Source organism: Rheinheimera maricola (genome assembly GCF_016918075.2).
Classification (GTDB): Bacteria; Pseudomonadota; Gammaproteobacteria; order Enterobacterales; family Alteromonadaceae; genus Alishewanella; species Alishewanella maricola_A.
In genome coordinates this window covers 61,702-77,086 of record NZ_JAERPS020000004.1, presented here as the reverse complement: position 1 = coordinate 77,086, position 15,385 = coordinate 61,702, and the positions used below count along the sequence as shown (strand labels likewise).

The window sequence follows — 15,385 nt, the reverse complement described above, 5'->3', positions numbered from 1 at the left end:
CAAGTCATCTCGAACACTTAGTATGTATAAACTTAGGTAAGGCAAGAGTAGCTGCATGAAGCATGGGTTTGCTGTATTTTTTTTCGTTCCGGTTTTTTTTGCAAGCTTTGCCAGCCATGCTCAAACAGCGCCGCCTGCAGTATGCTATCAGCCATTGCTGGTGCCTACCGCGTTTGCCGGGTTAAACCCACTTGACCCAACGATACGCATTAATTCTGACAACGTCGAACTCATCGACAATCAAATGGCCAATTTCTCTGGTAATGTTGAAATCAGCTACCGTGATACTTTACTACTCGCTCCTAACGCCAATTTCAGTAGCAGCCAGCAAAGCATGTCTGCTGACGGCGGCATAACGTACTTTAACAACTCGATACAGGTAAGCGGCTCACAGTTTACCGCCAACCTTAGTCAAGATAGCGCCCAACTGGACGATGCCGATTACCGGTTCATGTCACAAGCCGGGCGTGGTTTCGCTAAGCAGTTAACAGCGTCAGAGCAAAGACTGACATTGGATCAAGCGTTATTTACTACCTGCCCCTTACAAGATGATAGCTGGGCATTACACGCCAGAGAAATCCGTATTGAGGAAGACGAAGGCTGGGGTGAAGCCCGGCATGCTGTGTTCCGCATCAAAAATATACCGGTGTTCTATTTGCCGTACTTAACGTTCCCAGTGAACGAACAAAGACGTACTGGCTTGTTACTACCTAAAGTTGGCAGCTCGCAGAAACTCGGTCTGGAGTTGCAGCAGCCCTACTATATTAACCTGGCTGAAAACTATGATCTGACGCTAACGCCACGTTATATGAGTAAAAGAGGCACTCAGCTTAAATCTGAAGCGCGCTATCTAACCTCACAAGATCAGGGGCTTCTGCAACTGGAATACCTTAACTCAGATAATGACAAAGCAAGCGACTTTGGCAGCCGCCATTTGGCACATTTAAGCCACACTAGCGACTTTACCCCTGAAATTAGAGGCTATATCGACTTTACCGACGTGAGTGACGATGCCTATTTGTCTGAGTTGGGGTCTGATTACAATAATCAGAGCGATACCCAGTTACTACGTTACGCAGCCTTGAGTTATTACGGCAGTCAGGTGCATTCACACCTGAGGTTGCAGGGTTTCGAAATACTAGGCAATTTTGATTCGGCTTATAGTGCACTGCCGGAGCTGAGTCTGAAATCTGCTGTGCCATACTCTGTGGTACCCGGCGTAAATCTGGGTTGGCAGGCACAATATGCTCATTTTACAAATAACAATGCACTAATAAGTGATGCCGATAGGCTGCATATTGAACCGATGTTGGAAGTCCCTTTTATTACGCCTGCGCTAGAGATAACCGCTCAAGCCAGCCTGATGTATACCTATTATCAGCAAAACACCAACGACAGCGATGCCGATGTTACCTCTAGCGTTAGCCGGACAGTGCCCAAGCTACGGTTATATTCGCGGTTAAACCTAGAACGGGAATATGACTGGTTTGGCGAACCAGCACTGCATACCTTTGAGCCACAAATCCAGTATTTATATATCCCTTACCGCGATCAGAGTTCTATTGGCCTATATGATTCGGCCCGTTTACAAGATGACTTTCACGGCTTATTCCGCGAAAATCGTTATTCCGGCTTAGATAGAATAAACGAAGCGAATCAGCTAACTGTAGGCTGGACCACGCGCTTTTATGACAATGTCGATAACGAGTTATTCCGTTTTAGTCTGGGGCAGATTTTTTTTCTATCAGATCCCAATCCACAACGTGTTGAATTGGATGATTTAAGCTCGTCTGAATCTATGCTTGCCGCAGAACTGATTTGGCACTGGTATCGGAAATGGTATTTTAGTTCGGCAGTACAATATGATATCGACAACGATCATCTAATCAAAAGTAATGCCTCACTCGACTACCGTGCCAGTGACAAAAGCCTGTTTCAATTGAACCATAGATACAGCCGTGCAGTCTCAGGACAGGAGATTCAACAGTTAGGCATGCTTGGTACCTTACCTGTCAGCGATAACTGGCAGTTAGTTGCCAGTTACTACCGCGATCTAACGAATCATCGTATGATAGATGCGAGTTTCGGTTTGCAGTATGAATCATGCTGCTGGGCAGTACGATTAGTAGCCCAACGCCAGATCCAAACTGACTTGGAGCTACCTGTTGATACTTATAATCAGGCTGGGCGCTTAGACAGCAGCCTCGGTCTGCAGTTTGTGCTAAAAGGATTTGGTGATTCAGCCGGCTTTAGCGTCACCGATATGTTGTCGAATGGCATTTTCAGCTACCGGCGACCATATTTATTAACTAATTGATGTAGGAATTTATGAAGTTATCACGACTTATCAGTACCGCTCTGTGTTGCTGCCTTAGCCTTAGCAGCATTGCTGCTGAACAAGAAATAGACCGGGTAGCCGTTATTGTTGATAACAGCGTCGTACTTGAAAGCGATATCGAAGACATTGTAAAGCGGGTGAAACGCAATGCTGCTGCTGCAGGACAAACTTTGCCCTCTGATACCGCACTGCGCACCCAAGCAACTGAACGGCTGATCCTAACTAACTTGCAGCTGCAGATGGCACAACGGATGGGATTGCAAATAAGCGATGCACAATTGGATGACACTATTCGCAACATTGCTCAAGGTGAAAACTTGTCATTGGAGGCGTTTCGCCAACAAGTGATCACAGAAGAAGGTGACTACCAGCGTTTCCGTGAACGCGTACGCGAAGAAATGATCACCGGAGAAGTAGTAAGAGCCAACGTGCAACGGCGGGTTTATATTAGCCCACAAGAAGTTGAAAGCGTGATGAAGTTGATGGATGAGCAAGGCGCTAGCAACGAACAATACAATTTAGGCCAAATTTTAATAGCTATCCCCAACCAAGCTTCCAATGATGACATCACAGAGGCAAAGAGCAGAGCTGATAAGGTACTTCAACTATTACGCGAAGGCAGTGATTTTAAACGTATTGCTATTGCGTCGTCCTCAGGCAGCAATGCGCTAGAAGGCGGTGATTTAGGCTGGATGAATATCAATGAAATGCCAACGCTATTCTCTGAAGCTATCCGCGGTCGCAAGAAAACCGACATTATCGGGCCGTTGCGCTCGGGAGCAGGCTTTCATATTCTGACAATTTTTGACATCCGCGGCGAAAACGTCGCTGAAATTAATGAAGTTAAGTCACGTCATATTTTAATTAAGCCTTCTATTATTTTAAGTGAAGACAGAGCCCGTACCATGCTGACAGATTTCGTTAGCAAACTTCGTTCGGGTGAAGCCGATTTTGCTCAGCTAGCTAAACAACACTCGGAAGATCCTGGCTCAAAATTAAACGGTGGAGAGCTAGGTTGGAGTGAACCAGATGTCTTTGTGCCAGCTTTTCGCGATACATTAAACCGTTTACAGGTTAATGAAATTAGCGAGCCATTTCGCACTGAACACGGCTGGCATATTGCACAGGTAATAGACAAGCGCACAGTTGACGCTACGGCGGACAAAAAGCGCCAACAAGTATACCGAATGATTTTCAACCGTCGTTTTAATGAGGAATCGACTAATTTCTTACGTGAGCTGCGGTCCGACGCGCACATCGAAGTTCGGTCCGAGGGATAGCGGTATGAGCATAAGGCTTGGCGTAACGCCAGGGGAACCTGCAGGCATAGGGCCAGATTTAGTCGTAGCCATGGCCCAGCAAGAGTGGCCGGTTGAACTGGTCGTCTGTGCTAATGGCGCGTTATTATCAGAACGTGCTGAAGCATTAGGCAAGCCACTTGAATTACTGCCTTATGACCCACTTAAACCAGCCAGACCGCAAAAAGCCGGCAGTTTAACATTGGTAGATTTCCCATTGGCTGAACCGGTTGTTGCAGGACAGCTTAATGCCGCGAATGGACACTATGTTATTGATACATTGAAGTTTGTTGGCGAACAATGCATTAATGGTAATTTCGCGGCAATTGTTACAGGCCCGGTGCATAAAGGGATTATTAACCAAGCAGGTATCCCGTTTAGCGGTCATACCGAGTTTTTTGCTCTGCAATCAAATACGCCTTACGTGGTTATGATGCTAGCAACTGAAGGCTTACGTGTTGCATTGGCAACAACACATATTCCACTGGCTTATGTGGCAAAAGCGATTACCCGCGAACGGCTGTTAAAAGTCTTGACCATCTTACATGAAGATTTACAGCAGAAGTTTGGCATTGCTCAGCCTTCTATTTATGTTTGTGGTCTTAATCCACATGCCGGTGAAGATGGCCATTTGGGTCGTGAAGAACTGGATGTCATCATTCCGGCTCTAAACGAGCTTCGAGCCCAAGGCATGAACCTTACAGGCCCACTTCCTGCCGACACACTATTTCAAAGTAAGTATTTGGATCAAGCCGATGCGGTTTTAGCCATGTATCATGACCAGGGGCTGCCGGTATTAAAACATATGGGTTTTGGTCGCTCAGTTAATATTAGCCTCGGCTTGCCGCTGATTAGAACGTCTGTCGACCACGGCACGGCTTTAGATCTGGCCGCAACAGGCAAAGCCGATGCTGGTAGCTTATTTCACGCTATTAATCAGGCTATTTCACTCGCTAATAAGGCAAATGGGCTTCATGACAGATAATGTACATATGGGCCATAGAGCTCGCAAACGTTTTGGTCAAAACTTCTTACATGATCCGCAAGTAATAGGCCGAATTGTCAAAGCTATTGCACCAAAACCAAACGATGTGCTGGTTGAAATTGGCCCGGGATTAGGCGCCCTCACTGAACCCGTTGCTGAGGCTGCTGGCCACCTTACCGTTGTCGAACTTGACAGAGATTTAGCTGAACGTTTGCAGTTACATCCGACCTTGGCAAGCAAGCTGACTGTGCATCAGGCGGATGCCATGAAATTTGATTTCACCAGCTTGGTTAGCCAGGGCAAGAAATTAAAAATTTTTGGCAATCTACCTTACAATATTTCTACGCCTTTGCTATTTCATTTATTTCAATATGCTGACGTAATTGAAAACATGCACTTTATGCTACAAAAAGAAGTGGTACAGCGTATGACAGCGAGCCATGGCTCTAAAGCATTTGGCCGATTAAGTGTAATGACACAATACTACTGCGACGCAATGCCAGTAGTAGAAGTTGGCCCGGGCGCATTCAAACCAGCGCCTAAAGTTGACTCAGCGGTAGTAAGACTGTTACCAAAACCCGTTGCCGAGCGCGCTGCAGTAACAGCGGAAACCTTGAACCGAGTGTGTTTGGAAGCCTTTAACCAGAGGCGAAAAACCATTAGAAACTGTTTTAGTAACTTCGCTACCGCCGAACAACTGGAATTATTAGGCTTAAACCCCGGCCTAAGACCTGAGCAACTATCGGTGGCTGATTTTGTGCACGTGGCGCAATGGCTGGAACAACAGGAGCCAGCGCAATGACATCACATTACAACGTGCCTGTTGAGGTTGAAACGTATTACATCGCAGCTCAATCTGATCCGGGAGCTGATAGATATGTTTTTGCTTACACTATTACGATTCGTAATCTTTGTAGCGAAACAGTGCAGTTACTCAGTCGCTACTGGCTAATTACCGATGCCAACGGCAAACAAACTGAAGTCTCTGGCGACGGCGTGGTAGGCGAGCAACCCAATTTGACGCCTGGTAGCACCTATCGCTACACCAGTGGTGCGGTGCTGGAAACCCCGGTAGGTACCATGCAAGGCCATTATGAAATGACCACCAAGCAGCAACAGCGGTTTCACGCAGCCATACCGCTGTTCCGTCTGGCTATGCCTAATATTCTCAATTAATGTCAACCTATATCATCGGTGATTTGCAGGGATGCTATGAGCCACTGCAGCGCTTGTTGCAACGAATTTCCTTTAACCCACAACAAGACAAATTGTGGTTTTGTGGCGATTTAATCGCACGCGGCCCGCAGTCACTCGAGTGTCTCCAATTCGTAAAAGACCTCGGCCCTTCGGCAACAACGGTATTAGGCAATCATGACCTGCACTTTATTGCCTGTCATTATGGTATCAGTCAGCACAAGCCACAGGACAAACTCCAAGCGTTATTTGACAGCAACCAACGAGCAGAACTGGTGCATTGGTTATGCCAGCAGCCGCTATTGCAGGTGTCTACTGACCAACGTTTTATGATGGTTCATGCCGGGCTGGCACCAGAATGGCAATTGAGCGATGTAGTGAAAGCCAGTGCAGAGGTGCAGCACGTGCTGCGCGATGACCCGCTGAGTTTACTTCAGGCCATGTATGGCAATAAGCCAGAGCGATATTGTGATGCAACCACAGCAGAGCAACGTTGGCGCTTTACTATCAATAGTCTTACTCGTATGCGCTTTTGTCGGCCAGACGGTTCTTTAGAGTTAAAAGAAAAAGGCCATCCACGCAATCAAACTACACTGGTGCCCTGGTATGAGTTCTGGCGCACAAAACCACACCCTGAGCTATTTTTTGGTCACTGGGCAGCGTTAAACGGGTATAGTCCAATCGCCAACATTCATGCCCTGGATACCGGCTGTGTGTGGGGCAACGCGCTAAGCGCTTATTGTATTGAAACACAACAGCGTTATAGTGTATCGGCACTACCACCGCCTGGTTTTATTTAATACAACTAGGCCGGCAAGTTTGTTAAACTGGGCAGCTTGATTCAGGCGTATTGGAAAAAATGGGAGTCATTATGAAGTTAACCGTAGCGTTACGGGTGATGGGTGGGTTTGGCGTTATTTCGCTACTGCTTCTCATCATTGGTGCCACCGCTTATATAAGTCTGAACAATATCAGCACGTCTACCGCTGAAGTTAACACTGTCTCGATCCCTGCATTAGAAAACAGTGCCCAGATGCAAAGCAATTTTGTTGTGATGAGCAAGCTGAGCCTGCAAGCATTTAATGCGGATACATTAAACGACATTGCTAGTCTGAGAAAACAATTTAACACAGAACAACAACGCTACCTGCAGGCGGCTGAAAAGCTAGTCGTCGCTGTGCAAAGTAATGTCACATTAAAAGACGCAGCCTCAAAAGCAGAGCTGGCGTACAATAATTTTACACCGGTCACAACACAACTGTTTGAACAGTTAGAAACCAATCTGCGCTTACGCGATAGTATTGATAGTAAACTTGCAGATTTAGAGATGCATGCCGATGATACAGCGTCATTGATCCTTGATTTTACCGATGTAAGAGATGTACAACGGCGTTTCCCGCGCTCTTATCAGGCTGCCTCCAGTATTGAGACCGGCATTAATACCCTTGTCAGCAATGTCGTTGATTTAAACCGCACGCTATCTGATACCACCGCTACCACCATTAGCAATGAAATTGCTTTTCGCTTAAAAGAGCTGAACGAGCAATATGCGACGATACAGCAAGAAACCGCGGGACAGGTCAATATAGTCAGTGACTTGGCAGACAAAGTTAGCGAAATTAACGTCTTACTGGAAGGAACTGCAGGCATTCCGGCAATTAAGAGCTTGCGTTTGCAAAGTTCAGCAGAAGCGAGTCGCTTACTGGCATCAGCTGAAGAACAAACCCAGAGTGCCATGACAGTACTAGCAGGCTTATTAAACCAGGCCAGCAGCGCAGCGGAAACCATACAGCAAGAATCCGCCAGTGGCGTGTCGAATGCCATTACCGCTATCTTTGTTGTTGTCGTCGGGTCAATATTATTAGCTATAGGTATTTCTGTTTACACTGTGGGCAGCATTACTAAACCATTGGCGAAGGTTAACGCTATTCTTGGCGTAGTGGCCTCTGGTGACCTAACGCAAAAGCTTGACGATAAAGCACAGGACGAATTTGGCGAGTTGGCACGCAACTGCAATAAAGTGATTGCCAATTTGCAGCAGCTGATACAAGGCATTATTTCCCGCTCAACGCAATTGGCCGCAGCATCTGAGCAAACATCCGCTATCACGGTGCAAACAACACAAGCTATTCGGGAACAAAAGTCTCAGGTAACCCAAGCAGCAACCGCCACTACAGAAATGAGCAGTACATCCCAAGGCGTGTTACAAAGTTCTAATGATGCATTAGCAGAAATTAAAAATGCAGATAGTGAAGCTGAACGTGTTAAAGGTATTTCGCTGGAAAACAAAGACATTATTTTACAGTTGTCCCACGAAGTTGAGCAGGCATCTGTAGTTATTAATAAGTTGCATAAAGATAGTGCATCAATAGGCAGTATACTGGATGTAATTCGCGGCATTGCTGAGCAAACTAATTTGCTGGCATTAAACGCAGCTATCGAGGCAGCGCGAGCTGGCGAACAAGGGCGTGGTTTTGCCGTAGTAGCCGATGAGGTGCGTTCTTTGGCCAGCAAAACACAGGCTTCTACCCAAGAAATACAAGCGATGATTCAAGTGCTGCAAACTGGCGCTCATGCGGCGGTAGAAGCAATGAACAAAGGTAAGAAACAAGCGGAAAACTGTGTGGCAAAAACCGAAGTTGCGACTAAAGCACTGGATTCGATTACACACGCTGTTCACTTGGCACATGATATGAGCGAGCAAATTTCTGACGCCGCAAAAGAACAGAATCAGGTATCACATGAGATTAGCAAACTGCTTGAGTCGATAGTGTCTATTGCCGAAGAAACCGCATCGGGTGCAGAACAAACCTCAGAATCCAGTCACGAAGTTGCCAGGTTAGCAGAGGAACTGCGCGTCTCGGTAGAGCAGTTCAAAGTATAACCCGATAAACAAACATAAAAAAACCGCCTTTTGGCGGTTTTTTTATGTAATGCAATTTAATCTCCGCCGCCCGCGCGATCTTTTAACACCGCTAACAACGGTGATGCCGCAAAACCATTGCTCTCTGCCCAAGCAATATCACCAGAATCTGAAATTGCAGAACCGGGTAGCTGCTTGGCAATAAACTCTCCGACATCGGCGGCATTACTTTTAAATGCGTGCCGCAATAAACTTTCGCCATTGCAGACCACGCCATCATATATATTTCGTAAGCGTAAACGGTAGTCACTCAATACTTTACGTAGCCGGTTTTTGTCATCAGCCGCTACATAATCACACATAGAAGCAGCTAATTGATCATCGGCTATGGCAACAGGCGACGCTAACAGCGACAAAGTTACTGCAGCAGCACAAAACAACGTTGGCAATAATCTCATTTACTACTCCTCACTAAATATGACTTAAATCATCTTAACAAGATGTCGGGGCAGGTGCAATTACTCGCTTAGTTTAGTCTTGACGTTGTAACGTCAAAAACCGACAGCTATGCGCATTAAGTACATCAGCACTATGTTCAGACTCTGCAACAACACGCCAGCTTGCTTCAGCCTGATAATCGGGGAAATAAGTATCGCCACTGGTTTCCAGCGCAATCTTTGTAAGATACAAGCGTTGCGCCAATGGTAGACACTGCGTATAAATTTCAGCTCCGCCTATGATCATTACTTCAGGGTGCAGCTGCAACAAATCTAAAGCCTGCTGCAAACCATTAACCCACTCAGCACCGCAAGCGTCTATTGGTTTGCTGCGGCTTATTACTACATTGCGACGCCCGGGCAAAGTCCTACCGATGGATTCAAACGTTTTGCGGCCCATTACTACCGGCTTACCCAGCGTAACTTGCTTAAAATGCTTTAAATCTGCCGGCAAATGCCACGGCATGGCATTATCTTTACCTATGACTCTATTAGCAGCCATTGCTGCCACCATAGAAATAATCATTAATGTACCTTAACGCTGATAAATCACTTCAACATCATAATCATCATCATTGAAGTCGTCGTCATCGTCGTCTTCATCTATCACTTGCTGCGTATCGACAGGGCTGTCATCCCACTTAAAGTTTACCGGATCAGTAGCTTGTTCTGCTGGTTCGTCGGCCGGCAACAATTCAATATAATTAAGGATATCAGCTGCAAGGCGCTCAGTATTAGTGCGGCTGGCTGCTGCAATTTTACACACAGGGCCATCCCATTCCAGTGCAGCAGTGACTTGGGCAATGACCTCGTCCAGTTCATCATCCATAACCAGATCGAGTTTGTTAAATACCAACCAGCGCGGTTTACTAGCCAGCTTCTTACTGTACTTTGCCAACTCTTGCACTATCGTAACAGCGTTTTCTGCTGGGTCTGAACCATCTGCTGGCAATACGTCAATCACGTGTAGCAGTAAGCGGCAACGCTCTAAATGCTTTAAAAACTGAATACCTAAGCCGGCGCCATCAGCGGCACCTTCAATCAAACCTGGAATGTCAGCTATTACAAAAGAACGGTGCGATTCAACCCGAACCACACCCAAATTTGGTACCAGTGTAGTGAAAGGGTAATCAGCTACTTTTGGCCTGGCAGCAGATACTGCACGGATCAAAGTAGATTTACCTGCATTGGGCAGGCCTAACAAACCGACATCGGCTAGCAACAGCAGTTCGAGTCGTAAATTGCGAATTTCACCGGGAGTACCATTGGTCTTCTTTCGTGGAGCACGGTTAGTACTGGTAGCAAAGCGGGCGTTACCCAAGCCGTGCCAGCCCCCCTTGGCAATGCGTAATCGTTGACCGGCACGGGTTAAATCGCCCAGTGATTCATCAGTATCAACATCAACAGCACGTGTGCCAACTGGAACACGTAACTCCAGATCCTTGCCACGTTTACCCGTGCAGTTAACACTTCCGCCTTTTTCACCATGCTCGGCTCGGTGGAATTTTTCGAATTGATAGTCTACCAGTGTATTCAGGTTTTCATCGGCAACCAGGTAGACATCGCCACCATCACCGCCGTCGCCGCCATTAGGGCCACCCTTTGATATAAACTTTTCACGTAAAAAACTGATAATGCCGTTGCCACCATTGCCTGCTTCTACTCGGATTATCGCTTCATCTACAAACTTCATCGGGTGCGTCCTGATTAATCAGCTTTATACCAGCTAAAATACACTGGAAATAAGTATAACTTAGGTAATTGAAAGGTGTCGGAAAATTACTCATTAACGACTGCGCCGCACCTTATTTAATAAAAAACCCCGCACCAGGCGGGGTTTGTCTGAAGTTGTGCAGCTTATTCGCTGACGATGCTCACAAACTTGCGATTGTGCTCACCTTTCACTTCAAATTTCACTTTACCTTCAGTTAAAGCGAATAAAGTGTGATCTTTACCGATACCAACGTTAGTGCCGGCGTGGAATTTAGTACCACGCTGACGCACGATGATGCTACCAGCCAAAACTGATTCGCCACCGAAGCGTTTAACACCTAAGCGTTTAGCTTCTGAATCGCGACCGTTACGAGTGCTACCTACACCTTTCTTACTTGCCATGTGTCGATACTCCTGTTACGCGCTGATGCTGGTAATTTTCACTTCAGTGAACCACTGGCGGTGGCCCATCTGTTTGCGTGAATGCTTACGACGACGGAACTTAACGATTTTAATTTTATCGCCACGGCCATGAGTGACCACTTCCGCTACTACTTTACCACCTTCAACTAAAGGTGCACCGATAGAGATGTCTTCGCCATTAGCGACCATCAACGGTGTAAATTCGATTGTTGCGCCGGTTTCTAAATCTAGTTTTTCTAGACGTAGAGTTTGACCTTCCGTCACACGGTGCTGTTTGCCACCACTTTGGAAAACCGCGTACATAGTTAACTCCGTACAAAGCACGCCATCGCTTTGGTTAAGGGGCGTGTTAATTCAATTCACAGGGCGCGAATTGTACGCAATTTCCCCTACCCCCGCAAGTAGTAATATAAAAAAGATCACAGTTGCTCTAAAAGGATCCAGTTTTGCTTTGGGACTACCCGAGCCTTAGTGTAGAATTAGCAGCATTCTATGGTTTAAGCAGTTGTTTTTCATGACGCTCGAACAAATCCAGCAGTTGTCGTATGTCGATATGGCTGAAGTCAATAAGCATATATTCGCACAACTCAACTCTGATGTTGCTCTGATTAATCAGCTTGGCATCTATATCGTAAATAGTGGTGGCAAGCGATTAAGACCTTTATTGGCAGTATTGTCAGCAAGAGCTCTGGGATACCAGGGTTCGGCACACATTACTGTAGCCGCTATTATTGAATTTATTCATACTTCAACATTGTTACACGATGACGTGGTTGATGAATCAACCCTTCGTCGCGGTAAACAAACAGCCAATGCCGTGTTTGGTAATCAAGCCAGCGTATTGGTCGGCGATTTTTTGTACAGTCGCTCATTTCAAATGATGGTGTCACTTAACGATATGCGCATTATGCATATCCTGGCTGATGCAACCAACATCATTGCGGAAGGCGAGGTGTTACAGCTAATGAATGTGAATGACCCAGATACTTCTGAACAAAGTTATCTGCAGGTTATTTACTGTAAAACTGCAAAATTGTTTGAAGCGGCAACTCAGCTAGCAGCCATTATCACGGCTCAACCTGAAGCTGTGGTGAACAGCATGAAGCTATATGGCATGCACCTTGGCACGGCTTTTCAATTAATCGATGACGTGTTGGACTATCAAGCCGATGCAAATGAGCTTGGCAAAAATATTGGTGACGACCTGGCAGAAGGTAAGCCAACCCTACCATTAATCTATGCACTGAAGCATGGCACGGCGGAGCAACAAGCATTGATCCGTGAGGCTATAGAAGAAGGCAATGGCATGGCACAGCTCGACGCTATTATGGCAACTTTGCATGAAACCAATGCTTTTGGCTATACCCGTCAACTGGCAGAAGCGGAAGCCGAAAAAGCACGACAGGCTTTGACCCCCCTGCCGGACTCAGATTATAAGCAAGCTTTGTTGGCTTTGGCTGATATTGCAGTGTCACGCACGCACTAGCCTTCATTTTCAACAATTAAAAAAGGCGCTAAAGCGCCTTTTTTAATTTGCAGAATAACTTAGTTATTCTTGACAAACTCTTCACCTAAAGTGATATCAGCTTGCAAGGTACCCAGCATATCTGCCATTGCTTTGTGCTCGTAGGCACTTAAAGTACCGATTGGCAGCAGCTTTTCTACGCCGTTTTTACCTAGCACTACAGGTTGTGCAAAGAAACGAGCGTGTTCACCGTCACCTTCAACGTAGGCATATTCTGTAACCGCGTCGCCCTGCAGGCCTTTTATCAACGAAATACAAAACCGTGCGGCCGCCTGGCCCATTGATAACGTTGCAGATCCGCCACCGGCTTTCGCTTCAACCACTTCAGTACCGGCATTCTGGATGCGATGTGTTAATGCTGCCACTTCTTCGTCAGTAAAGCTTACGCCGGCAACCTGAGACAGTAATGGCAGGATAGTGGTACCACTGTGGCCGCCAATAACCGGTACATTTACTTCAGTTGGGTTTTTACCTTTTAACTCACCAACAAAAGTTTCAGCGCGAATGACATCCAGCGTAGTTACACCAAACAAACGACGCGGATCGTAAGTGCCGGCTTTCTTAAACACGTCTGCAGCAATAGCTACCGTGGTGTTGACTGGGTTAGTGATCACACCTACTAATGCTTTAGGGCACTGCTGCACAATAGCTTCAGCTAAGGTTTTTACCACACCGGCATTGATATTAAATAAATCTGAACGGTCCATACCTGGCTTTCGCGGCATGCCTGCCGGGATCATGACGATATCAGCACCAGCCAATGCGGTATGCAAATCTTCTTTACCATAACCCGTTACTTTTACTGCGGTAGGGATATGGCTTAAGTCGACCGCCACGCCAGGTGTTACCGGCGCTAAATCATACAACGCTAAATCTGTGCCAGCTGGTAAATCTAATTTAAGCAATAACGACAATGCTTGGCCAATACCACCGGCGGCACCTAATACGGCAACTTTCATGATTATCTCCCTTGAGAACGCTTGAGTGAAAAACGCGCCAACAATACTGAAACCGCGTTGAAAATACAAATAACTTAAGCCTAAAGTCTAAGCATTCTAGCCAATTTTAGTGTAATTTACTCTACAAAGTGTTCCGGACAACGAACTTTGCTAATATAGCGGCATTAATAAGAGGTAAAAGCGTTGTATGACTAAACAGGCGAAACAAGAAGCCCTGATCCAGGCATTTAAAGCAATATTGAAAACCGAAAGCTTTGGTTCTCAGGGCGAAATTGTCGACGCATTAAAAAACGACGGCTTTGACAATATTAGCCAATCAAAAGTCTCGCGCATGTTAAGCAAATATGGTGCAGTACGCACCCGCAACGCTAAACAGGAAATGGTTTATACCCTGCCGCCTGAACTCGGTGTGCCAACCACTAAAAGCCCATTGCGGCAATTGGTGCTGGATATCGAACACAATGATGTAATGATAATTATCCGCACCAGTCCGGGCGCTGCGCAACTTATTGCCCGTCTGTTAGATTCAGTTGGTAAAGCAGAGGGTGTGTTGGGCACTATTGCCGGGGATGACACCATCTTTATTGCTCCGAAAAGCATAAAAAATATTGATTCAACGCTGAAAAAAGTGACCGAGCTATTCGAAGGGAAGCTGGCTTGACACGCGTTTGACTGCTAATTCCAAAAAGCTGATTGAGGGTACAAAAAAGGCAGCACTGAACTCAATGGTGCTGTAGTTTAGCAACTGGTCATAGCTAGCGTTATCTGCCATCAAGCCGAACCTGCGCAGCAATTGCTGTAGCAAAACATCTGGATCAGCTGAGTAAGTTAACTGCATTTCGCCATGAACACTGCCACGGGTAAATGGCATGTGTTGCAGCAAAATGTTCTGGCTAACACCAGTTGCAGATTGCAACAAAGCAAAGTGACTATCTGCTAATTGTCGGTCTGCGGCAACAGGCTGGCCTGAGACTTTATCCATACCCATAATATCTTCCTGCTCTGTCAGGCTAAGTAGCTGCCATGTGTTTAGCAATAAATTCACACACTGCAGATACAAATAGCTACCGGCAGCAAATACAGGTTGGTGTGTATGATTTATCAATGCTGCATCACGTTTTGCTTTACCTCGCGGATTAGCAGGCATATCTATAAAACCAGTTAAGCTGCGACCATCCAGATAACGAAATCCCTGAATGTGTTCTTGCAGTTCTGCATAGCCTCCGAGCAATTGTTTGACTTGTTGGCATGCGATAAAATTGACATCGCGCCGATCTGACCGCAGCTGAATAAATATGTCAATTGGCACAGGGGCAAGGTCTATGTCTTCTGCTTGCGTGTCTGGAAACGGCGCAAGACCAAGTGGCATAGCATCAGGGTATAACGTAGCCCAATAGTTACTCCCAACAGCAACCACACTAGTTAATAATGCTTCTGAAAAATGACCAGCAAGACGGTCAATTACCTGCGGCAAGCGAGCAAGCTTGTAACGCAGTATGCTTTCACTGCCTTCCACAGCATTGAATAAAAGATAATCGCTGTGCAAATTTGCCTCGGTACAAATACCTAATTGTTCTCTGGCCATACTAT

Annotated in this window: 16 protein-coding genes; 9 read left to right on the top strand and 7 right to left on the bottom strand. The window is 46.1% G+C overall.

Going from position 1 to position 15,385, the window contains the following annotated elements:
• Positions 1–55: 55 nt before the first annotated feature.
• The 7 genes from I4W93_RS11675 to I4W93_RS11645 all read left to right on the top strand — a co-directional run bounded on the left by I4W93_RS11675 (position 56) and on the right by I4W93_RS11645 (position 8,699).
• On the top strand, positions 56–2,317 hold the full coding sequence (locus tag I4W93_RS11675) for an LPS-assembly protein LptD (RefSeq protein ID WP_205311610.1): 2,262 nt from the start codon (positions 56–58) through the stop codon (positions 2,315–2,317).
• A gap of 11 nt (positions 2,318–2,328) precedes the next feature.
• Positions 2,329–3,618 carry a peptidylprolyl isomerase SurA gene (gene surA / locus I4W93_RS11670; protein WP_205311611.1) on the top strand — a complete coding sequence of 430 codons (1,290 nt, stop codon included), beginning with the start codon at positions 2,329–2,331 and terminating at the stop codon, positions 3,616–3,618.
• Positions 3,619–3,622: 4 nt separating this feature from the next.
• Entirely contained in the window at positions 3,623–4,621 is a 999-nt protein-coding gene (gene pdxA / locus I4W93_RS11665; RefSeq protein WP_205311612.1) for a 4-hydroxythreonine-4-phosphate dehydrogenase PdxA, read from the top strand.
• Entirely contained in the window at positions 4,611–5,423 is an 813-nt protein-coding gene (rsmA, locus tag I4W93_RS11660; RefSeq protein WP_205311613.1) for a 16S rRNA (adenine(1518)-N(6)/adenine(1519)-N(6))-dimethyltransferase RsmA, read from the top strand. Before pdxA ends, rsmA begins: the two co-directional genes overlap by 11 nt.
• Complete coding sequence (gene apaG, locus I4W93_RS11655; protein WP_205311614.1) at positions 5,420–5,797, top strand: Co2+/Mg2+ efflux facilitator ApaG/CorD; 378 nt, start codon at positions 5,420–5,422, stop codon at positions 5,795–5,797. The genes rsmA and apaG overlap by 4 nt, the downstream gene beginning before the upstream one ends.
• A complete protein-coding gene (locus I4W93_RS11650) occupies positions 5,797–6,615 on the top strand; it encodes a symmetrical bis(5'-nucleosyl)-tetraphosphatase (protein WP_205311615.1) in 819 nt (272 codons plus the stop codon). The genes apaG and I4W93_RS11650 overlap by 1 nt, the downstream gene beginning before the upstream one ends.
• Positions 6,616–6,686: 71 nt before the next feature.
• The gene (locus I4W93_RS11645) at positions 6,687–8,699 is read left to right on the top strand and encodes a HAMP domain-containing methyl-accepting chemotaxis protein (RefSeq protein ID WP_205311616.1); all 2,013 of its coding nucleotides are present in this window, start codon (positions 6,687–6,689) and stop codon (positions 8,697–8,699) included.
• 56 nt (positions 8,700–8,755) lie between these two features.
• Here the strand turns inward: I4W93_RS11645 and I4W93_RS11640 are convergent, their stop codons facing one another.
• From I4W93_RS11640 to rplU, 5 genes are all read right to left on the bottom strand, one after another.
• The gene (locus I4W93_RS11640; RefSeq protein WP_205311617.1) at positions 8,756–9,136 is read right to left on the bottom strand and encodes a DUF3718 domain-containing protein; all 381 of its coding nucleotides are present in this window, start codon (positions 9,134–9,136) and stop codon (positions 8,756–8,758) included.
• 73 nt (positions 9,137–9,209) lie between these two features.
• A complete protein-coding gene (gene folA / locus I4W93_RS11635; RefSeq protein WP_205311618.1) occupies positions 9,210–9,701 on the bottom strand; it encodes a type 3 dihydrofolate reductase in 492 nt (163 codons plus the stop codon).
• A gap of 9 nt (positions 9,702–9,710) precedes the next feature.
• Positions 9,711–10,868 (bottom strand): Obg family GTPase CgtA, encoded by a 1,158-nt coding sequence (cgtA, locus tag I4W93_RS11630; protein WP_205311619.1) that lies wholly within the window; start codon positions 10,866–10,868, stop codon positions 9,711–9,713.
• A gap of 164 nt (positions 10,869–11,032) precedes the next feature.
• On the bottom strand, positions 11,033–11,290 hold the full coding sequence (gene rpmA, locus I4W93_RS11625; RefSeq protein WP_008220951.1) for a 50S ribosomal protein L27: 258 nt from the start codon (positions 11,288–11,290) through the stop codon (positions 11,033–11,035).
• A gap of 15 nt (positions 11,291–11,305) precedes the next feature.
• On the bottom strand, positions 11,306–11,614 hold the full coding sequence (rplU, locus tag I4W93_RS11620) for a 50S ribosomal protein L21 (RefSeq protein ID WP_134052668.1): 309 nt from the start codon (positions 11,612–11,614) through the stop codon (positions 11,306–11,308).
• A gap of 211 nt (positions 11,615–11,825) precedes the next feature.
• On the opposite strand from rplU, the gene ispB reads away from it, so the two are divergent.
• Positions 11,826–12,797, top strand: a complete 972-nt coding sequence (gene ispB, locus I4W93_RS11615; RefSeq protein ID WP_205311620.1) for an octaprenyl diphosphate synthase — start codon at positions 11,826–11,828, stop codon at positions 12,795–12,797.
• A gap of 59 nt (positions 12,798–12,856) precedes the next feature.
• On the opposite strand, the gene mdh is transcribed toward ispB, so the two are convergent.
• Entirely contained in the window at positions 12,857–13,795 is a 939-nt protein-coding gene (gene mdh / locus I4W93_RS11610; protein WP_205311621.1) for a malate dehydrogenase, read from the bottom strand.
• A gap of 187 nt (positions 13,796–13,982) precedes the next feature.
• On the opposite strand from mdh, the gene argR reads away from it, so the two are divergent.
• Positions 13,983–14,456: a transcriptional regulator ArgR gene (gene argR, locus I4W93_RS11605; RefSeq protein ID WP_205311622.1), complete on the top strand. Its 474-nt coding sequence runs from the start codon at positions 13,983–13,985 to the stop codon at positions 14,454–14,456.
• Here the strand turns inward: argR and I4W93_RS11600 are convergent.
• Positions 14,433–15,380, bottom strand: a complete 948-nt coding sequence (locus I4W93_RS11600) for a Dyp-type peroxidase (RefSeq protein WP_205311623.1) — start codon at positions 15,378–15,380, stop codon at positions 14,433–14,435. The genes argR and I4W93_RS11600 overlap by 24 nt on opposite strands.
• Positions 15,381–15,385: the final 5 nt, after the last annotated feature.